This window comes from Paenarthrobacter sp. RAF54_2 (assembly GCF_052113945.1).
Taxonomy (GTDB): Bacteria; Actinomycetota; Actinomycetes; order Actinomycetales; family Micrococcaceae; genus Arthrobacter.
On the sequence record NZ_JBFRDV010000008.1, the window covers coordinates 87309 to 105786 of the forward strand.

The following is an 18478-nucleotide window of genomic DNA, read 5'->3' on the forward strand; positions in this document are numbered from 1 at the left end:
TCACTTATGGCCCATCCCGAGGGGATTTATGGGCCTTAAGTGACCCCGCGTTGCTTTAAGCGGGGAGGACTAGCCGAAGTACTTCGGCAAGGTGGCCTCGTGTGCTTCGCGGAGAGCGTCCAAGGACAGTTCGTCCACGCCGTTGATCTCCAGCTTCGCACTGGCAGCATCGACAACTCCGATCCGGAGGTGGGCGAAGCCGCGGGCGGTGCACATGTCCTTGAAACGGACTTCCTCGGAGCGCGGGACCGAAACGATTGCCCGGGCCTGGGACTCGGAGAACAGTGCGGTGAACAAGTCCACGCCGTCGCGCTCCATGAGTTCCTCAAGGGCGATGCGGGCACCGACGCCGTAGCGCAGTGACGACTCAACCAATGCAGCTGCAAGGCCGCCTTCGGAGAGGTCGTGTGCTGCGTCAACCATGCCGTCACGGGAAGCGTTGATCAGGATTTCGCCCAATGCACGCTCGGCTGCGAGGTCGACCTTCGGCGGCAGGCCACCGAGGTGTCCACGCAGGTTGGACCATTCCGAACCATCCAGTTCTGCTGCAGTGGTGCCCAGCAGGTAGATCGCCTGGCCGTCCTCGCGCCAGCCCGACGGCGTGCGGCGGGCGACGTCGTCGAGCTTGCCCAGGACTGCCACCACAGGGGAGGGGTGGATCGGCGTGGTGCCGGTCTGGTTGTACAGGGAGACGTTGCCGCCGGTGACGGGAATGCCCAGTTCCATGCAAGCATCCGAGAGGCCACGGATGGCTTCGGCCAGCTGCCACATGACGTCCGGGTCCTCGGGCGAACCGAAGTTCAGGCAGTCGCTGACGGCCATCGGAACAGCGCCAGAGGTAGCAACGTTGCGGTAGGCCTCGGCCAATGCAAGCTGTGCACCCTGGTACGGCTCAAGGTAGGTGTAACGGCCGTTGGCGTCGGTAGCCAGGGCAACGCCCAGGCCGGTTTCCTCGTCAACGCGGACCACACCGGAGTCATCGGGGTAGGCCATGGCAGTGTTGCCGCCGACGTAGCGATCGTACTGGTTGGTGATCCAGTCCTTGCTGCACATGTTCGGCGAAGCGACCAGTTCAGTAACGGCTGCTGCCAGTTCCGACGGAGCGGAAGGACGGTCGGCGTCCTCAACGGAACCAGTGAAGGAGTTCGCCTGGACCGAGTCCTGCCATTCCGGGCGTGCAAACGGGCGGTCGTACACCGGGCCGTCGTGCGCAACGGTGCGGGGATCGACGTCGACGATTACGTCGCCTTCCCAGGTGATGATGAGGCGACCGGTATCGGTGACCTCACCCAACCAGGAGTACTCCACGGCCCACTTGTCCATCACAGCTTCGAAAGCTTCGATGTTCTCCGGGGTGACCACGGCCATCATGCGTTCCTGCGACTCGGACATGAGGATCTCGCCCGGGGTCAGCGTGGGATCGCGCAGCAGGACGGAGGTCAGTTCGACCTCCATGCCGCCGTCGCCATTGGAGGCGAGCTCGGACGTGGCGCAGGAAATACCAGCAGCGCCGAGGTCCTGGATGCCTTCAACCAGCGAGCCCTTGAAGAGCTCGAGGCAGCACTCAATGAGGACCTTCTCAGCGAAGGGGTCGCCCACCTGGACGGCGGGGCGCTTGGAGGGCTTGGTGTCATCGAAGGACTCCGAGGCCAGCACCGAAGCGCCGCCGATGCCGTCGCCACCGGTGCGCGCACCGAACAGGACAACCTTGTTGCCCTTGCCGGAGGCGTTTGCCAGGCGGATGTCCTCGTGGCGCATGACGCCTACGGCGAGTGCGTTCACCAGTGGGTTGCCCTGGTAGACGGAGTCGAAGACCATTTCGCCACCGATGTTCGGCAAGCCGAGGCAGTTGCCGTAGCCACCGATACCGGCAACGGCACCGTGCATGACGCGGGCAGTGTCCGGGTGGTCGATCGCGCCGAAGCGCAGCGGGTCCATCACGGCAACCGGTCGTGCGCCCATGGAGATGATGTCGCGGACGATGCCACCGATGCCGGTAGCGGCACCCTGGTAAGGCTCAACGAACGACGGCGAGTTGTGGGACTCGATCTTGAACGTCACGGCCCAGCCGTCGCCAAGGTTGGTGACGCCGGCGTTCTCGCCGATGCCCACCAGCATGTCCTTCTTCATTTCCTCGGTGACCTTCTCGCCGAACTGGCGGAGGTGGTTCTTGGAGGACTTGTAGGAGCAGTGCTCGCTCCACATGACGGAGTACATGGCCAGCTCGGCGCCGGTGGGGCGGCGGCCCAGGACCTTGACGATTTCGTCGAACTCGTTCTGCTTCAAGCCGAGCTCGGCCCACGGGAGTTCCGTGTCCGGGGTCTTGGCAGCGTGCTCAACAGTATCGATGTTGAACTTCTTGGTGGTTTCCGTGGTCACTTGTCGCCTCCCACAATCTTGTTCAAAACGGAGGTGAAGAAACCCAGGCCGTCGGTGTCGGAGCCGCCGATTCCATCGAGCGATTCCGGTCCGAAACCGACCTCAACCGCGTGCTCCGGGTGCGGCATGAGGCCAACCACGTTGCCCGCGGCGTTCGAGATGCCGGCGATGTCGCGGCGGGAGCCATTCGGGTTGAAGCCCACGTAGCGGAACACCACGCGGCCCTCAGCCTCAAGGGCGTCCAGGGTCTTCTCGTCAGCGATGTACTGGCCGTCCTGGTTCTTCAGCGGCACAGTGATTTCCTGGCCGTTCTGGTAGTCCAGGGTCCAGGCAGTGTTGGCGTTCTCCACGCGCAGGACCTGGTCCCGGCAAATGAACTTCAGGTGGTCGTTCTTGATCATGGAACCCGGCAGTAGGTGCGATTCCGTCAGGATCTGGAAACCGTTGCAAATACCCAGCACGGGGAGCTTCGCCTCGGAGTTGGCAGCGTCGATGATCTTGGTCATCAGCGGCGCAAAACGCGAAATAGCGCCGGCACGCAGGTAGTCACCGTAGGAGAAACCACCGGGGATGATGACTGCGTCAACATCTCCGAGTTCGGTATCTGCGTGCCAGAGCGGCACCGCCGTGGCGCCTGCCAGCCGCACTGCACGGGCGGCGTCGCGGTCGTCAAGGGTGCCGGGGAAGGTCACGACGCCGATTTTGGCACCGGCCAAGCGGGGCTCAGCGGCGACGGCCACGGCCTCGCCAATCAGGGGGATCGATGTCATATCAGGCCTCGACGACCTCGACGTTGACAACATCCTCGATCACCGGGTTGGACAGGAGGGTCTCTGCGGCCTCACGGGCCTGGGCCAGGATAGCGTCGGTCACCTCGCCGTCAACCGTCAGTTCGAAACGCTTGCCCTGACGGACTGCGCTGAAGCTGTTGAAGCCGAGGCGGGGCAATGCACCCACGATGGCTTTCCCCTGGGGGTCCAGAATCTCGGGCTTGGGCATGACGTCAACGACGATCCGGGGCATCCGGTAACTCCTGTGCGTGAGTTGGGTGAACCTTAAATAAGGCTGCCGCGGAGGTTGCCGTCTCACGCCGTTCAACTGGGTTTCTACAGCACTGTGTTTCTACAGCGTGGGGGCGCTCCGCGAGCTTGCACCCCTATCTTACCGGGACCGGAGCGCATACCCTATTCAGCCGGATTCCGCGAGGACCCCCCGCCGATCCCCACTAAATTCGGGGCAATGAAAGCCCGACGGCGGCACTCGCCGGGCGTGGCGCCCGTCACTAGGATTGTGGCATGGCGGAGAAACCGAGGTCGATGGTGCTGGGCGTCGTAGCCGCAGCTGTTTTTGCGGGTCTGGGACGAATGGTCATCCAAAAAATCAAGGCTGACAGGGCGGCGAGGGAACACCACGTGACAGCCCCTGTGGATAAGGAAACGCGCGAGAAGATCAGTCACGCGCTCCGAACGCCAGGCAAATAACGGGGTATTAGCGCACGTCCAAATGCGCTATTCCTTCGGGTTAAATCCGGCAAAGGCGGCGTAGTTTAGGGACTACACGCAGGGTCCAGGCCCTTCGTTAAATCCAGGTCCAACCAGGAGGAACAATGACCGAACACATTGCCGAAGTATCCGCCTGTAGCGTTGGCAGCTGCGGCTTCAACCACGATGGATGTACTGCCTTTGGAATCACCATTGGTGGGTCCCAGGACCACGCTTCCTGCGCCACGTTCATCGACACCAACGCAATGGGCGGCCTTCCCAAGGTCCTTGCCCACGTAGGTGCGTGCCAGCGGTCCGAATGCGTTCACAACAACAACCTCATGTGCGAGGCCCATGACGTCAAGGTTGGCCCTGGCCGCGAGGCTGCAGACTGCCTGACCTACGAGCACGCCTGACTCTTATCTTTCACGAAAGTGGGTCCGTCCTCCCGGACGGGCCCACTTTTTCGCGCCTTCTTGGCTCGCGCCGCTTGGCTTCGCTCTAGCTGGAAACCTGGTTGGTCAATGCCCGGCCTTCCCGGAGGGCTGAGATGTTGGCAAGGACAAGCTTGGCTGAACCTTTGGGGCGGTTTCCCGCCACGTGCGGGGTGATGATGACATTTGGCGCCGACCAGAGTTTGGAGTCCGCAGGCAGAGGCTCTTCTTTGGTGACGTCCAAGGCAGCGGCGCGCAGGCGACCCTCGTCCAAGGCGGCAACCAGTGCGTCTTCATCAACGGTTGCCCCGCGGCCTACGTTGACGAAAATTGCGGTCTCTGGAAGTGCACGCAAGAGCTCGTCATTAAGGGCGTCGGTGGTCTCGGGGGTTGCGGGGAGTATCGATATCAGCACATCCGTGGTTCGCAGTATTTCGGGAAGTTCGTCCGCCGCAGCGACTGGAAAGCCATAGCGCTCTCCCCGTGAGCTGGCTACCCCGGTGACGTTTGCCCCCAGTGCGGCGAGCATGGGAGCGAGTCGACCCGCGATGGAGCCGAACCCCCAAATGGTGACATTCGCGCCGTCGAGCGTGTAAAGCTGTTCCGTTTCTGCACTGGCCTGCGCGGCATTGTAGGCGTGGTCCCACGAGGCTGCCTTTTGGGATTCGAAAAGAAGGTCCAGCCGCCGCACGGCGGCGAGCGTGAGAGCCAAGGCATGCTCGGCCACTGGGCCATCGTGAAGTGAGCGACCCGAGGCGATAAACACGCTGGCCGCAAATCCTGCCGCCAGCACGGAATCGGGTCCGGCTGCCAAGGTCTGTACGAGTTTGGGCCGGCTCATCCTTCGGGCGGCATCGGCCAGATTCTCCGAGGTGTTCTGCCATGCCACGAGGACCTCCGCGTCAACGTGCTCGTCCGGAACAGGTTCATCCGCCTGGTAAACGAACACGTCCTCGCCTGAGCCAGAGAGATCCAGGGCGATGGTGTGGGGGACAAGGATTTTCACTGCAACTCCATCGTTGAAAAGGTTTCCCGGTATGTGCACGAGGTTAGCGTTTCTCCTCGCGAAGGCGCGGCTCCAACTTCATCCCTAGCAATGTGAGGGCGAGCACTCTATGGTTGTAGGACGTTCGACGTCGAACGTAGCACAAGCGTCAAACGTTCCCTTCCGCAGCAATGAAAGGACGCCCGATTTGAGACCCTCAAGCGCCACCCCATCGCTCATTCGCACCGTAGTTACAGGCGCTCTGAGCCTGTGCCTCATGGCCGGACTCGGCCTCCCTGCCACAGCAGCCCCCATCCCGCCCAACGACCCCACGGCCGCCCCTGGCAGTTTCACCGAAGCAAACATCGCCGCTGACCGGACGGTCGCAAACTTCTTCTATCGGATCCCGGCACTGACGTACCTGGGCAATAACGTGGTGCTCGCTGCCTGGGATGGGCGTCCGGGCTCAGCCGCAGACGCTCCCAATCCGAACTCGATCGTCCAGCGCCGCAGCACGGACGGCGGCCAGACGTGGGGACCGGTCCAAGTCATCGCCGCAGGGCACGTGGCCGATACAAACGGCCCGAAGTACGGCTACAGCGACCCCTCATACATTTATGACGCCGAAGCTGGCAAGGTCTTCGCCTTCTTCGTCTACTCGAAGGATCAAGGCTTCGGCGGCAGCCAGTTCGGCAGCGACGACGCCGATAGGACAGTGATTTCGTCAGCGGTCATCGAGTCCTCGGATGCGGGCGTTACCTGGAGCCAGCCCCGCCTCATCACGAACGTCACCAAGCCCGGCACCAGTAAGACCAACCCCGTGGCCGGCGATGTCCGCTCGAACTTCGCCTCTTCCGGTGAAGGCATCCAGCTCAAGTACGGTCCGCACAAGGGCAGGCTCATCCAGCAGTACGCAGGTGACGTCCGCCAGACTGATGGCACCAACAAGATCCAGTCGTACAGCGTCTACTCGGATGACCACGGCGCCACGTGGCAAAAGGGCGCCAACGTGGGCGACAGGATGGACGAGAACAAAACCGTCGAACTCTCCGACGGTAAGGTCCTGCTCAACTCCCGTGACAACGCCAACCAGGGGTACCGCAAAGTAGCCATCTCCACCGATGGTGGCGCCAGTTACGGTCCGGTGGCCCAAGATACAGAGTTGCCGGATCCAGCAAACAACGGCGCCATCGCACGGATGTTCCCCGACGCAGCCCAGGGTTCGGCCGATGCCAAAAAGCTCATCTTCACCAACGCCAATTCCAAGACCGGCCGCGAAAACGTCTCCGCCCGGGTTTCCTGCGACGACGGCGCCACGTGGCCCGGCATTCGCACCATTCGGTCCGGCTTCTCCGCCTACTCCACTGTGACCCGCTTGGGGGATGGCAAGTTCGGCGTTCTCTACGAGGGCAACTACACGGATAACATGCCGTTCGCGAAGTTCGATGACGCCTGGCTGAACTACGTCTGCGCCCCGCTCTCCGTCCCCTCTGTCACTACCGCACCCGGCGCCACCCAGCCGGTTGCCGTCACCATCACCAACCAGGAGGCCGCCACACTCACTGGAGCCAACGCGACGGTGTACACCCCGAGCGGCTGGTCCGCCACAACGGTGCCAGTGCCGGACGTCGCCCCCGGCGCCTCCGCTACTGTCACCGTAGCGCTGACCGCGCCACCGACCGCCAGTGGCCCGCAGAATCTGAACGCAGCATTTACGACGGCGGATGGCAGGGTTTCGCAATTCACTTTCACGGCAACAGTCCCGGCGGCACCGCAGGTGGGGCTCACCATCACGGGTACGGCACCGGTGCGTGATGTGAGCGCCAGTCCCTATCAGGTGGGCGACGTCTTGAACTATTCATTCAGCGTGAAGAGCACGTCGAACGTCACTGCCAACGCTGTACCTGTTTCCGGCACCTTCGACTCCGGTTTCCTGCCGCCGTCGGCCCCCAACTGCCGGTTCAACAACCTGGCCGCTGGCGCCAGCTACAACTGCACCACCGCCAAGCATGTTGTGACATCCGCTGACTTGGACCGCGGCTACTTCCTGCCGGAGGCGAGCTTCACCATCACGGCCAGTTCGACGCCGTCGCTCACCAAGACGGTCCCGTTCACCGGCGCTGCAGTCGCCTTGCGCGATGGTTTGGTGGCAGCCGAGATCAGCGGGGCGCGTGCCGACGTCGGGCGTGACCTCGCGGCCCAGCCTTATGCGGCAGGTGACCTGGTCCCGTACACGTTCACCGTGAAGAACACGAGCCAGTTGGTGGAGAAGGTAGTCCCGACCACCGGAAACTTCAGCCCCTTCCTTCCGGAAGGTCCGGGCAACTGCAGGTACCTGTCGCTGCCAGCCGGCCAGAGTTACCAGTGCACTACGCCGCGGCACGCCGTGACTGCCGAGGAAGCCGACCAGGGCTTCTTCGTCCCCAAGACCACATGGGAAGTCAGCGCTGCGGGCCAGAGCGCCAAGAGCTATCAAGTGGATGGTGGAGAAGTGGACCTCAAGATCCGCGAAGCGAAACTTGAAGCCACTGTTTCGGCGGAGTGGAAAGACGCCGACGGCGACCGGTTCGCCAGTGCAGGCGATCCCGTCATCTATACCTACACGGTGGGCAATGCCGGAAACGTGTCTTTGACCGGGCTTGAAACTGAACAAGCTGGGATCTCCCAGGCCTCCCTGCCCGCCGGAGAAACGGCGACGGCAACCCGCAAACGTGTGTTGACCGCTGCCGACGTCGCGGCCGGAAGCCTTGCCGCCGTAACTTTCGAGGCGACGGCGCACAACGGCACCAGAGAAGTGGCCGTCACCGCCGAAGGCGGCGCATTGGCGCTCAAAGTCCAGCCCGCCAAGCCGGAGACCCAGCCCGCGCTGACTGTCCAGGACTTCGATGGCCAAACGCCGCCGTTTGATCTGGGCACGTGGGAGAAGTATCGCAATGGCCAGAAAGTGACCTTGAAGGGCTTGGAATACGGGCAGTGGTACTACCTGTATCTGAACAAGGACAGTTACCGGCTCGGGTGGATCTTCCCCACCACGGATAACACGGTGGAATTCATTCTTCCCTCGGACGTGAAGAATGGCCGTGACGATGCTGTGGTCCTGGATGCGGACGGTGCGCAGGTCTCGTTCGATCGCCTGCAGGTGACGCCGAAGGGCTGACGAGAGCGCTCGGGTAAAACAGCGGACCGCAGAATGTTTCCTGCGGTCCGCTGTTCGTCGTCATGTGACGGGAATTTGGTGCGGAGACAAGACAAATTCCCCGAAATGTGCTGTATGTCATATTTTGCTATCAGTCTGTACTCTGTGACTCGACTGGTTGCGCATTTTTGACAAGAACTGTCACGAACGCGGCCATTCGCATGTTGACAGGCCTTGGCGATGGAGCCCGGGCCTCACTCAGTGAAAGGTGCTATCACTCGTGAAATCACAAGGAAAGAGCTTCGTCAGAAGCGGGGGGCTTCGAAAGGCAGCGGCTCTCGCCGTGGGCTTGCCGTTGCTGCTCTCTTCCGTGGCGTTGCCGGCCCAGGCAGCTCCCTCGCCGGAGACCGTGGCCGGAAATCTGGCGGGCGTGGCCAAGAAGAACCTTGACCCCAGCGCCTACAAGGACGGCCGCTACATGGTTGTCCTGGCAGAAAAGCCTGCGGCTACATACGACGGCGGTACGCCGGGTCTTGCGCCCACCAAGCCGGAAGAGGGCAAGAAGCTCGATTCCGGCAGCGTGGAGGTGAAGAAATACCAGGAACACCTCCAACAGGCGCAGCAGGAAGTCGCGGAGCAGGAAAACGTCACCATTGAACGTGACTTCACCACTGCCGTTAACGGCTTCAGCGCCAACCTGACGGCAGAGCAGGCCATCAACCTGGCTAAGGACTCCAAGGTCCTGATGGTCGCACCGGATACACAGTACGCACCTGACTACTCCACCACTGATTTCCTGAAACTTAGCGGCCCCAATGGCACCTGGGCCACGCAATATGGAGGCCAGGAGAACGCTGGCAAGGGCACCGTGGTTGGCGTCATCGACACCGGATACACACCCTCCAATCCCTTTTTCGCAGGCGATCCCGTCGGCCCCCTGGTCGGGAATCCCCAGGTGGGCGTCCCTTACCGGACCGCTGATGGCAAGATCGCCATGCTGAAGGCAGACGGCGATACCTTCATCGGCGAATGCCAGCCCGGTACGGACACCGGCGCCAGCTACGACGGCAGCGCGTGCAACTCCAAGGTCCTCAGCACGCACTACTTCGCGGATGGATTCCTGGGAAGTGTCCCCCCGGAAAACCGTGCCCCCGGGGAAGTCATCTCGCCCGTGGACGTGGACAGCCACGGCACCCACACCGCAAGCACAGCGGCAGGCAACGGCAACGTCGACGCCGTAGTGGACGGCCGCAGCTTCGGCATCACCAGCGGCATCGCTCCTGCCGCCAAGCTCTCCATCTACAAGGTCTGCTGGGAAGACACAGATCCCACAACGGGCGGCTGCTACGGCTCGGCTTCCGTGGACGCCATTGAACAGGCCATCCTCGACGGCGTGGATGTGCTGAACTACTCCATCTCCGGTTCCACCACGTCCACCACCGATCCCGTGTCGCTGGCTTTCCTTTCCGCTGCTTCGGCCGGGATCTTCGTGGCTGTCTCGGCTGGCAACTCGGGTTTCACTCCCGGAACTGTGAACCACGGAGCACCTTGGCTAACCACAGTCGCTGCCACCTCTTTCTCGCAGGAACTGCAAGGCACCGTTGAATTCTCCGATGGCAGCAAGTTCCGCGGAGCGAGCATCATGAACCACGAGGTGAGCGGGGCCGGCGTCGTGCTTTCCACCAACGCTGCAAGCGGTGAAGGAAACGCAGCGCTCTGCGCTCCAGGTTCCCTGGACCCGGGAAAGGTCGCCGGCAAGGTTGTTGTCTGTGACCGTGGCGTGGTTGACCGCACCGCCAAGAGTGCGGAGGTTCTTCGAGGCGGTGGCGTCGGAATGATCCTGGTGAACCTGACGGAATCGTCGCTGGACACGGACAAGCACGCTGTTCCCACTGTCCACGTGAACCCTCCTGCCACGCAGGCCATCAAGGACAAGGTGACGGCCAACCCCACCATCATTGTGTCCCTGCTGAACCACGACACCACCGGCCTGCCTGCCGAGGCGCAGCCGCAGATCGCCGGATTCTCGTCCCGCGGGCCGTTGCTGGCAACGGATTCAGACCTCCTGAAGCCTGACGTATCAGCACCCGGCGTCGCTATCCTCGCAGGCGTTTCGCCCATCGGAACAGGTGGAGACAACTTCGGCTTCCTGTCCGGAACGTCTATGGCTTCCCCGCACGTGGCCGGTTTCGGCGCCTTGATCCTGGCCAGGAATCCGCAGTGGTCCCCGGCAACCGTGAAGTCGGCCATGATGACCACTGCCGGTCCGGTGAAACTGGCCAACGGGGCGGTCAACAAGGATGTCTTCGCCACGGGCGCAGGCCAGGTTGATCCCGCCAAGGTCCTCAGCCCCGGCTTGGTCTACGACGCCACCACGGAGGACTACCTCAAATTCATTCAGGGTACGGGGATGGACCTCGGCATTGAGGGACTGGGCACAACGCAGCCGCGGGACATGAACGTCCCCTCGTTTGCGCTGGGCAACCTGGCTGGAAAGATCGAGGTCACGCGCACTGTTACGGCGCTGACCCCGGGCCTGTACCGCGCCTCCGTCAACGTTCCCGGCGTCAACGTCAAGGTCACCCCGTCCGTGCTGAACTTTGGCGCTGCGGGTGAAAAGAAGACCTTCAAGGTGCAGTTCGAGAACAACAAAGCAGCCTTGGGTAAGTTCGCCATGGGTTCACTTAGCTGGCAGGGCGCAAACAAGACCGTCACCTCGCCCATTGCCGTCCGTCCGCAGTCTGTCATCGCGGATAAGGCCATGGCATTCACGGGTACGGGCCCCAACGGCTCAGCAGCCATCAACATCGTCTCCGGCACCAACGCGCCGGTGGGAGTCACGATTGATGGCCTGTCCAAGGCGGATTCCTCGGCAGTTGAACTGGTCCCGGGTCCCYTCGCCGGTGAGACCAACGCCTCGAACTTCGTCAAGAAGGTGACGGTGGGGGAGAACAGCGCCTTGGCCAAGTTCTCGGTCGTATCCTCGGACGAAGCCGCGGACTTCGACATGCTCGTTCTGACCCCGACGGGTCAGCAGCTCCCGTCCGCGACGGGCTCGGCCAGCGAATCCGTCACCGTGCCCAATCCCGACGCGGGCGACTACTACATCTTCGCCAACCTTTACGCGAGCCCCAACAACCAGCCCACCAAGGCAACAGTTGATGCCGCGGTCCTGGGGGCCAACGAGGGCAACGCCACGGTGACGCCCAACCCGATCCGCCTCGCCAATGGTAAGGCGGGGACCATCTCGCTGAACTGGACCAAACTGACGCCCGGTTCCTACATCGGGCGACTGACGTTCGCGGGCACCAGCGAACCCAGCTTCGTCACGGTGGTGGTGACTCCTGGCGGTGCCGCGGTTGTTCCGGATGAGGAAAACCCAAAGAAGGGCAAGAAGAGCAACAAGATCCGCGGAGACGAGCCAACGCAAAGCAATAACGCGAGCTAGCTCGTTCGTGGAATGTGTGGACAGCTGACGCTCTCTTAAGGGCGTCAGCTGTCCACAGAAACTCAGATGGCGCCGGTGGATCCTTCCGCGCCGCCCAGGAGTGGTGCCATGGCGCGCCAGCGTGCGATCTCGCAGCCATCGGTCCGGCTGAGCTTGCTGTGGACTTTCCGCCCACGGAACCAACCTGTCACCAGGGCCACTTGCGGGCCCCCGTACTGTTGCGTGCAGATCCGGTCCGGACGCGGAACCGGGAAGAAGACTTCCTCGCCAAACTGCTCGACGGCGGCAAGGGCTGCGGTCGCGTCCGGAAGGTTCGAGTCGATCGAGTCCGGCTCCGGAGACAGGATGCCTTTCGCCGACCGCAGGTAGAACTCAGTGGGCGCGGCGCCAGGTGCCTCTGTCAGCGTGACGGTGAGGTCGACGTCGTACTCGCTGTTGTCGGGAGAGACCATGGTTACCTTTCGCTGGTGGCGGCGGGTGCTTGCGGCAGGAGTCCCGAAGGACGATTCGAATGCTCTAAAGGAGCGGTTCGATTGCCTGAAGCACGCGGGCCCGCAGCGTCTGGGATTCGGCCGCAAAAGCCCGCTGGTACTCAACGTACTCGGCCTTGCCCTGCGGTGTCTCGATCCTGATGGGCGGGTAGCCCCATTCTTCGAGGTTGTAAGGGGAGGCCTGCATGTCCATGGTCCGGATCCGCCATGACAGTTCGAAGCAGTCCATCACCAACTCGCTGGGCAGCGCCGGAGTCAGTTTGTAGGCCCACTTGTAGAGGTCCATGTTGGCGTGCAGGCAACCCGGTTGTTCCATGGTGCGCTGGTTCTCACGGGTGGGCGTGAGCTCGTTCAGCGGGATGGCGTCCGGCGTGTAGAAGCGGAAGGCATCGAAGTGGGAGCAGCGGATACGGTTCTGCTCCACCACGGTGTCAGTGCCGTCCCCGCCGAGCCGCAGTTTCAAGTACTCGTGCCGCAACTCGAATTTCTCCTGCCGGTACACCATGGCCCACTCATGGAGGCCGAAGCAGCCGAACTGACCCGGGCGCATCGCGGTGCCTTTGAGGATAATGCCGGCGAAACTGACGGCTTCGGCGCGTTGGGCCATGAAACTGTCGCGATCAAAGCTGACCGCGGGCGTACCTGCCGGCAGTCCGACGGCGGCAAGGTCGCCGTCGTCGAGCATGCGGTAGAACTTCCAGTTGGCGCGCTCAAGGGCACGCTCGCCACTTAGCACCACGCTGTCGCCCGGATGCCAGCGCAGCAATTGGCCAGGTTTCTGGGTGTAGTACGTGAAGAGGAAGTCCTCCACGGGATGTTTCTTTCCTGCCGAGCGGCGGGCCAAATACGGATCCGCGTACCGGGCGACGCGTGCATGATGGGCGGCCTCCATCCCGAGCCAGTGCTCTTGGGGGAGGTGCTGGGGCCTAAGCTGCTCCACCACTGGAACCGATGATGGCGCTGGCCGCGTCCCACAAAGCGATTTGGCAACCGTCGGTGCGGCTGAAGGAAGCGGAAACTTCCACGCCGTCAACAGCGCCGGTCACCTTGGCTGTTTGCGGACCGCCAAATTGTTGCGTGCAGGCTTGGTCGCTCTTGATGGGCGCCTGGCTCAGCAGCGAAGGATTGTTCTTCAGTGCCGTGCAGGCCGCGCTCGCGGTGGGGTGTTTGCTTTCGGCTGCCGGGGCACCGTCTACGCAAACGAGCGTGTAGTTCTGCGGTGCTGCGTTGGCGGACTCCAGCACCGTGATGGACAGTTCGGCGTTTCCCTGTCCCGGCGTGGGCTTCGCTCCCGGGAGGCTGGGGTCCGGTGTCGTGTCTTCGGGGCCGAGGGTTGTGGGCACCTGGGTGGGTGTTGGCTTGGAGGGCGTGGGGCTTGTTGGCACGGTGCTGTCGCTGGGACTGACGGACGACGACGGCGCGGAGGCAGCGCTGCTCGACCCACCCGGTGCGGGGGTGCCCGAGCAGCCGGCCAGGCCAGCGAGGGCCAGGACGGCTATGAGGGGCCGGACTCCCATGTGGGGCCGGACTCCTATGAGGGGCCGGACGAGGCGCGAGCGCATGGAATCTCCTTGGGCTGCCATTTTATGCCGGTGCGGCAATGCTTTCGGGCTGGCTGATCCCTGCCCACACCTCATCGAGGGACAGCCCGAGGACATCGGCTATCGCTGCGATGGTCTGGAATGCCGGGGTTGCCACACGTCCGGACTCAATCTTCCGGAGTGTCTCCGGTGAAACCTGGGCCTCGAGCGCAATCTCCAGCATGGAGCGCCCTCCCCGGGCGCGACGCAACATGGCGCCGAGACGTTGTCCGCGCTCGACCTCTTCAGCTGTAAGTGGCAATCTGACCATGGCTCCAATTCTAATACCGGGATAATATGGCCGGGATAGTTATTGGTTAAACGGAAAGGCGCCGCATGATCGAGACTCTGAATCGCACCGAACTGCATCGGGCAAAGGAGGCCGGTGCCCTGGTTGCCGACATCCTTCAGGCAATGAAAGGCCGCAGCGCCGTGGGCGTGAACCTCCTGGAGATCGATCAGTGGGCTCAAGCCATGATCACCGATGCCGGGGCCCAATCCTGCTACGTCGACTATTCGCCCTCCTTTGGGCGCGGTCCTTTTGGGCACTACATCTGCACGTCCGTCAACGACGCCGTACTCCACGGACTGCCTCACGACTACGCGCTTGCTGACGGCGACCTGGTGTCCCTCGACATCGCCGTTTCCAAAAACGGGGTCGCGGCAGACTCTGCCATCAGCTTCATAGTGGGCGATTCAAAGCCTGCGGAGAGCCTGGCAATGATCGACGCAACGGAGCGGGCCTTGAGCGCAGGGATAGCCGTGGCCGGACCCGACGCCCGCATCGGCGATATCTCCCACGCCATCGGCTCGGTCCTCAGCGAAGCGGGATATCCGATCAACACTCAGTTCGGCGGTCATGGCATCGGATCGACGATGCACCAGGACCCGCACATCGCCAATACAGGACGGCCGGGCCGTGGATACAAATTGCGGCCGGGACTACTGCTGGCGCTGGAGCCTTGGGTTATGGCGGACACCGCCGAGCTGGTCACCGATGCTGACGGGTGGACGCTGAGAAGCGCGACGGGTTGCCGTACCGCACACAGTGAGCACACGATCGCCATCACCGACGACGGGGCTGAGATTCTCACCTTGGCGCGTTGAGTGCTCGTGCGCTTATAGCTGGTGCTCAGTGGCACGTTGCGCTGGGTTGCCGTTCGCTGGGTGGCCGTCCGCTAGTTTGGCGTCCGCTGGGTTGCCGTTCGCTGGGTGGCCGTCCGCTAGTTTGGCGTCCGCTGGGTTGCCGTTCGCTGGGTGGCCGTCCGCTAGTTTGGCGTCCGCTGGGTTGCCGCGATGAGGCCGGTCATAGCTTGGTGGAGTTCGGCCACTTCCTGGCGACTGAGCTGCAGGCGCTCCCGGATCGCACCAGGAACCGCCGTCGCCTGATCCCGAAGCGCGGCTCCCTTTTCCGTCAGCTTGACGGCAAGCGCGCGCTCGTTGCCCGGCACGCGCTCGCGGGTGATGAGCTGCGCTTCCTCAAGCCGGCGCAGGAGCGGGGATAAGGTGGCGGGCTCATGGAGGAGGCTGTCGCTAATGTCCTTAAGCGTCCTGGGGCTCCGCTCCCAGAGTGCAAGCATCACAAGGTACTGCGGATGGGTCAGCCCGAGTTGTTCGAGAATGGGCTTGTAGATGCCCACGACGCTCCTGGATGCAACGGTTAGCGCGAAGCACAGCTGGCGCTCCAAAAGGAGGTCGTCAGTTTCGCTGGTCCGGCTTGCTTCACTGGTTTGGGTTGTCTCGCTGGTCTGGGTCATGGTTGCCTTCCCACCCGATTAGTTAGTGCACTAATTGTTAGCGTACTATGAACTTGTTGAACCGTCTAAAAGAGGAGTCGATCCGCATGGCAAAGGAATCCTTTACGCAGAAGTTCATGCGCGCTACGGGAAAGCTGAGGGTCATCTTTGGGCCCGCACACAGCAGCTCGATCGATCACGAGATGACCGCGGACAACCGCAGGCTCCTGGCCCAACGCGAAGCGGAGACCCAGCAATGGGAAACCCTTCGTCGCCCCGATGGCAGCACGTACGTGGTTCCCCGTAATCCGGACGATAAGTCGCTGCGCTAGAGGCGCGCTGCATCCGTATCGCTTTCTACTCCGGTGCCTACCCCCGCGGCCCCTTCTGCAAATGCGCATGCAAAACACCGCGGCCCCGAGCACCTAGAACCCAAGAAAGCACCCGACGGCTGGTTCCCGGACGTCAGTGGCATCCAACCATGAACCCGACCCGTGATCAGGCTGCAGCGAAGCAACTGAGATGAAGCTTCCAAATATGCCACAGGCTGTGGCACATTTGCCGATCGAAAGGGTGGAACGATGACTTCTTCAGAAATTGACCTCCCTGCAGGCTACGACCGGTTGCTGGAGTCCCTGAAGACGCGGGTCCACGGTGCCGGACCCAGGCGCATGGACCGTCAATACGTTACTGATCGAGCTCGCCGCATCCGGCGGCAGTTTCGGGGAACCATGGTCATCGCCGACGCCGAGCGGAGCCTTCCCAGAGTGGGAACCGGGTAGGCCCGTCCTGGCGAGTGAACACCCCATCATCACGATGGTCCGTCATGCACACGACATTGATTCGGCGGACGATGAACTCCACTTCGCTGAGGTGTACATCCTAGTCCGGCACCTCCCAGAGGCGGACTCTTTGGCACCCGACAGACGAGAGGTCTTGTCTTCCAAGGTCGGCGGATGACACTGAGGGACGCATTACAGTCGGTGTCGTCGTACTTTCGTCGCATCATGGTTGGAATGAGGTCACCGTAGTGTCGCCGCGAATGTTCCTGTCGACTTGTCACCAGCCGAGCTTCGAATTGACCTCGCACGGGCGAGTTACGGGTTGTGGCTCCGACTTCGAGTGCCTACCGGAACACATCTTTGGAAATCAAACATGGACTTCGCGCAGCGGCCTGCTGCGCGAAGTAGGGACGGCCTCGAAGACGATGTAGAACTGAACCTGCGGCTCGGCTTGGCGCACCCATGAAATTCCAGGACTGGTTCCGGCCCCTTACCGAGGCCGCTGTCCCTCCCTGGGTTCGCTGAAGTGGAGTATCCACCCCCCCGATGCCCTGATAACGCCGATAAGAACCCATATGTTCGGTCAACCCAAGCGTGTAGGTTTACGCGTTTGAAGGAGCCGACGGCATCCTAGCCAACAGGGCTGCTCAATTGGAGCGCATTCGAATGTGATGCAGGTCGCGCTCACGCACTATACTGACGAGTCGCGAATGCGGCGAAGAATCGCAGGAGAGACAAGATGACTGAAGAAGGGTTGCAAACCGATTCGTACGATAAATTGCATGGTCTTCTGCTCCAAGCACGTCCCGTAGTTGAACAACCCAATTTCCCGGATCTGTTGAGATCCACAATTTTTGCTGAGTTGACTCAGGATGGGTGGAAGCTTCTGGAACGCTTCCTGACCCATCCTGTCGTCACTGCTTATGACCGTGAAATAGCCGAGCTTCGTCGGCGACCGCAACCGTTCCCGGCGCCTTTCATCGACTGGCTTGATGGTCTGGGTGCAATCGAAACGCGGGCGGGTCTAAAGGCAGTAGTGGACGCGTCCTCAGACAAAGGCCGTCTCGATTACCAGCATGTGCGAACTCTTCGAAGTGGACTCAAAAAGTTGATGGAGGAAGTCAAGGACGCTGCCTCATCGGAAACTGCGGATAGGGCGGGGGCTGCGGCGGTCACGGGCATCGCCGACGAGATCGCACGCGACCTAGCAAGGACTTCGCAGCGCGAGGTTGACGCTCTCGTCGACGAAGCCGCTGTCGGTGTGGCCAACATATCGAAAAGCGAGGAGATAGCGGAGAAGACGCTTGGCAAGATCGGAGATCTTGAGCTCGCTTCGTATTACATCGAGTTTGCGGAAAAAGAAGCCGCATCCGCGAACAATTTCCGCAAACTGACAGTGTTGATGGTTCTTCTTGCTACGGGGACAACCCTTGGCTTCGTCGTTGCCCCTTCAACCGGTCTCAATTGGCTAGACGTACCTGCTGGCGACTACGTTCACCTCATCCAGCGAGCCATTTTCTTGGCAGCCGTTTTTGCGCTGGCGGGATATTTTGCCCGTCAAGCAAATCAGCACAGGACTTTGGCCAACTGGGCAGGATCCCTCGCAATACAGTTGCGGACATTTGATGCTTACCTGGCAGCCATCGAAAACCTCGAGGTCAAGGATAGGCTCCGGGAGACATTTGCAGCGCGGGTCTTTGGAGACCATCCCACACTGAAGGGCGAGCCGTCCTTAACCCCGTCGGCTACGGCTATGGATACAGCCGCAGGCGTAGTTGCGCGGTTGTCGGGTGCTGGAAAATAAGTGCACTGGATTGGTCCGCCAGACTCGTCAGCCAGGGCGGTTCCGCAACCGCTATTGCCTCCGAGTTGAACTTGAGAGCTGGGGATCACTTCGACTGGATGCAGGCTAAGCATTGCGCTGGCAGGCGTCGCTGCGAAACACTCGGGTATCGCATGCTGAATTCGATGGAAATTTGGATGGCGGGATTCCAGGCAAGACGGAGGCAATGATGCCTGGTGCCTG

Annotated in this window: 17 protein-coding genes; 8 read left to right on the forward strand and 9 right to left on the reverse strand. The window is 62.0% G+C overall.

The annotated features are described in order from the left end of the window. Nucleotides 1-69: 69 nt before the first annotated feature. Genes purL through purS form a run of 3 tightly spaced genes read right to left on the reverse strand, consistent with a single transcriptional unit; the run spans nucleotide 70 to nucleotide 3402 of the window. Nucleotides 70-2379: a phosphoribosylformylglycinamidine synthase subunit PurL gene (purL, locus tag AB4Y87_RS10080; protein ID WP_442004207.1), complete on the reverse strand. Its 2310-nt coding sequence runs from the start codon at nucleotides 2377-2379 to the stop codon at nucleotides 70-72. Beyond that, on the reverse strand, nucleotides 2376-3149 hold the full coding sequence (gene purQ, locus AB4Y87_RS10085; protein WP_442004208.1) for a phosphoribosylformylglycinamidine synthase subunit PurQ: 774 nt from the start codon (nucleotides 3147-3149) through the stop codon (nucleotides 2376-2378). The genes purL and purQ overlap by 4 nt, the downstream gene beginning before the upstream one ends. A gap of 1 nt (nucleotide 3150) precedes the next feature. Beyond that, nucleotides 3151-3402, reverse strand: coding sequence for a phosphoribosylformylglycinamidine synthase subunit PurS (gene purS / locus AB4Y87_RS10090; protein ID WP_011773385.1), 252 nt, complete (start codon nucleotides 3400-3402; stop codon nucleotides 3151-3153). A gap of 272 nt (nucleotides 3403-3674) precedes the next feature. Between purS and AB4Y87_RS10095 the strand changes: the two genes are divergently transcribed. Further along, nucleotides 3675-3860, forward strand: coding sequence for a hypothetical protein (locus AB4Y87_RS10095; protein ID WP_442004209.1), 186 nt, complete (start codon nucleotides 3675-3677; stop codon nucleotides 3858-3860). A 125-nt stretch (nucleotides 3861-3985) separates the two neighbouring features. Continuing rightward, complete coding sequence (locus AB4Y87_RS10100) at nucleotides 3986-4276, forward strand: DUF1540 domain-containing protein (protein WP_089593595.1); 291 nt, start codon at nucleotides 3986-3988, stop codon at nucleotides 4274-4276. A gap of 85 nt (nucleotides 4277-4361) precedes the next feature. Here the strand turns inward: AB4Y87_RS10100 and AB4Y87_RS10105 are convergent, their stop codons facing one another. Next, nucleotides 4362-5300 carry a phosphoglycerate dehydrogenase gene (locus AB4Y87_RS10105; RefSeq protein ID WP_442004210.1) on the reverse strand — a complete coding sequence of 313 codons (939 nt, stop codon included), beginning with the start codon at nucleotides 5298-5300 and terminating at the stop codon, nucleotides 4362-4364. A 109-nt stretch (nucleotides 5301-5409) separates the two neighbouring features. Between AB4Y87_RS10105 and AB4Y87_RS10110 the strand changes: the two genes are divergently transcribed. Further along, nucleotides 5410-8436 (forward strand): exo-alpha-sialidase, encoded by a 3027-nt coding sequence (locus AB4Y87_RS10110; protein WP_442004211.1) that lies wholly within the window; start codon nucleotides 5410-5412, stop codon nucleotides 8434-8436. Nucleotides 8437-8695: 259 nt separating this feature from the next. Continuing rightward, nucleotides 8696-11863: a S8 family serine peptidase gene (locus tag AB4Y87_RS10115; RefSeq protein WP_442004212.1), complete on the forward strand. Its 3168-nt coding sequence runs from the start codon at nucleotides 8696-8698 to the stop codon at nucleotides 11861-11863. Nucleotides 11864-11925: 62 nt separating this feature from the next. Here AB4Y87_RS10115 and AB4Y87_RS10120 read toward each other — a convergent pair whose 3' ends face one another. The 4 genes from AB4Y87_RS10120 to AB4Y87_RS10135 all read right to left on the reverse strand — a co-directional run bounded on the left by AB4Y87_RS10120 (nucleotide 11926) and on the right by AB4Y87_RS10135 (nucleotide 14205). Beyond that, nucleotides 11926-12315 carry a serine protease inhibitor gene (locus AB4Y87_RS10120; RefSeq protein WP_442004213.1) on the reverse strand — a complete coding sequence of 130 codons (390 nt, stop codon included), beginning with the start codon at nucleotides 12313-12315 and terminating at the stop codon, nucleotides 11926-11928. Nucleotides 12316-12379: 64 nt separating this feature from the next. After that, nucleotides 12380-13246, reverse strand: a complete 867-nt coding sequence (locus tag AB4Y87_RS10125) for a 3-methyladenine DNA glycosylase (RefSeq protein ID WP_442004345.1) — start codon at nucleotides 13244-13246, stop codon at nucleotides 12380-12382. A 34-nt stretch (nucleotides 13247-13280) separates the two neighbouring features. Continuing rightward, a complete protein-coding gene (locus AB4Y87_RS10130; RefSeq protein WP_442004214.1) occupies nucleotides 13281-13916 on the reverse strand; it encodes an SSI family serine proteinase inhibitor in 636 nt (211 codons plus the stop codon). 22 nt (nucleotides 13917-13938) lie between these two features. Further along, nucleotides 13939-14205, reverse strand: a complete 267-nt coding sequence (locus AB4Y87_RS10135) for a helix-turn-helix domain-containing protein (protein ID WP_223947860.1) — start codon at nucleotides 14203-14205, stop codon at nucleotides 13939-13941. Between the two features lie 65 nt (nucleotides 14206-14270). On the opposite strand from AB4Y87_RS10135, the gene map reads away from it, so the two are divergent. Further along, the gene (gene map / locus AB4Y87_RS10140) at nucleotides 14271-15041 is read left to right on the forward strand and encodes a type I methionyl aminopeptidase (RefSeq protein ID WP_442004215.1); all 771 of its coding nucleotides are present in this window, start codon (nucleotides 14271-14273) and stop codon (nucleotides 15039-15041) included. A gap of 161 nt (nucleotides 15042-15202) precedes the next feature. Here the strand turns inward: map and AB4Y87_RS10145 are convergent, their stop codons facing one another. Beyond that, nucleotides 15203-15691, reverse strand: a complete 489-nt coding sequence (locus tag AB4Y87_RS10145; protein ID WP_442004216.1) for a MarR family winged helix-turn-helix transcriptional regulator — start codon at nucleotides 15689-15691, stop codon at nucleotides 15203-15205. Between the two features lie 86 nt (nucleotides 15692-15777). Here AB4Y87_RS10145 and AB4Y87_RS10150 point away from each other — a divergent pair, with 86 nt between their 5' ends. The 3 genes from AB4Y87_RS10150 to AB4Y87_RS10160 all read left to right on the forward strand — a co-directional run bounded on the left by AB4Y87_RS10150 (nucleotide 15778) and on the right by AB4Y87_RS10160 (nucleotide 18256). Beyond that, entirely contained in the window at nucleotides 15778-16002 is a 225-nt protein-coding gene (locus tag AB4Y87_RS10150; protein ID WP_442004217.1) for a hypothetical protein, read from the forward strand. 249 nt (nucleotides 16003-16251) lie between these two features. Beyond that, nucleotides 16252-16452: a hypothetical protein gene (locus tag AB4Y87_RS10155; RefSeq protein ID WP_442004218.1), complete on the forward strand. Its 201-nt coding sequence runs from the start codon at nucleotides 16252-16254 to the stop codon at nucleotides 16450-16452. Nucleotides 16453-17314: 862 nt separating this feature from the next. Then, a complete protein-coding gene (locus AB4Y87_RS10160; protein WP_442004219.1) occupies nucleotides 17315-18256 on the forward strand; it encodes a hypothetical protein in 942 nt (313 codons plus the stop codon). Nucleotides 18257-18478: the final 222 nt, after the last annotated feature.

Bases quoted from the DNA above. Each gene is read 5' to 3' on its own strand.
- AB4Y87_RS10125 (WP_442004345.1), bottom strand. From the start codon at position 13,246: ATGGAGGCCGCCCATCATGCACGCGTCGCCCGGTACGCGGATCCGTAT.
- AB4Y87_RS10145 (WP_442004216.1), bottom strand. From the start codon at position 15,691: ATGACCCAGACCAGCGAGACAACCCAAACCAGTGAAGCAAGCCGGACC.
- AB4Y87_RS10100 (WP_089593595.1), top strand. From the start codon at position 3,986: ATGACCGAACACATTGCCGAAGTATCCGCCTGTAGCGTTGGCAGCTGC.
- AB4Y87_RS10150 (WP_442004217.1), top strand. From the start codon at position 15,778: ATGGCAAAGGAATCCTTTACGCAGAAGTTCATGCGCGCTACGGGAAAG.
- AB4Y87_RS10135 (WP_223947860.1), bottom strand. From the start codon at position 14,205: ATGGTCAGATTGCCACTTACAGCTGAAGAGGTCGAGCGCGGACAACGT.
- AB4Y87_RS10155 (WP_442004218.1), top strand. From the start codon at position 16,252: ATGACTTCTTCAGAAATTGACCTCCCTGCAGGCTACGACCGGTTGCTG.
- purQ (WP_442004208.1), bottom strand. From the start codon at position 3,149: ATGACATCGATCCCCCTGATTGGCGAGGCCGTGGCCGTCGCCGCTGAG.
- map (WP_442004215.1), top strand. From the start codon at position 14,271: ATGATCGAGACTCTGAATCGCACCGAACTGCATCGGGCAAAGGAGGCC.
- AB4Y87_RS10130 (WP_442004214.1), bottom strand. From the start codon at position 13,916: ATGCGCTCGCGCCTCGTCCGGCCCCTCATAGGAGTCCGGCCCCACATG.
- purS (WP_011773385.1), bottom strand. From the start codon at position 3,402: ATGCCCCGGATCGTCGTTGACGTCATGCCCAAGCCCGAGATTCTGGAC.
- AB4Y87_RS10120 (WP_442004213.1), bottom strand. From the start codon at position 12,315: ATGGTCTCTCCCGACAACAGCGAGTACGACGTCGACCTCACCGTCACG.
- AB4Y87_RS10110 (WP_442004211.1), top strand. From the start codon at position 5,410: ATGGTTGTAGGACGTTCGACGTCGAACGTAGCACAAGCGTCAAACGTT.
- AB4Y87_RS10095 (WP_442004209.1), top strand. From the start codon at position 3,675: ATGGCGGAGAAACCGAGGTCGATGGTGCTGGGCGTCGTAGCCGCAGCT.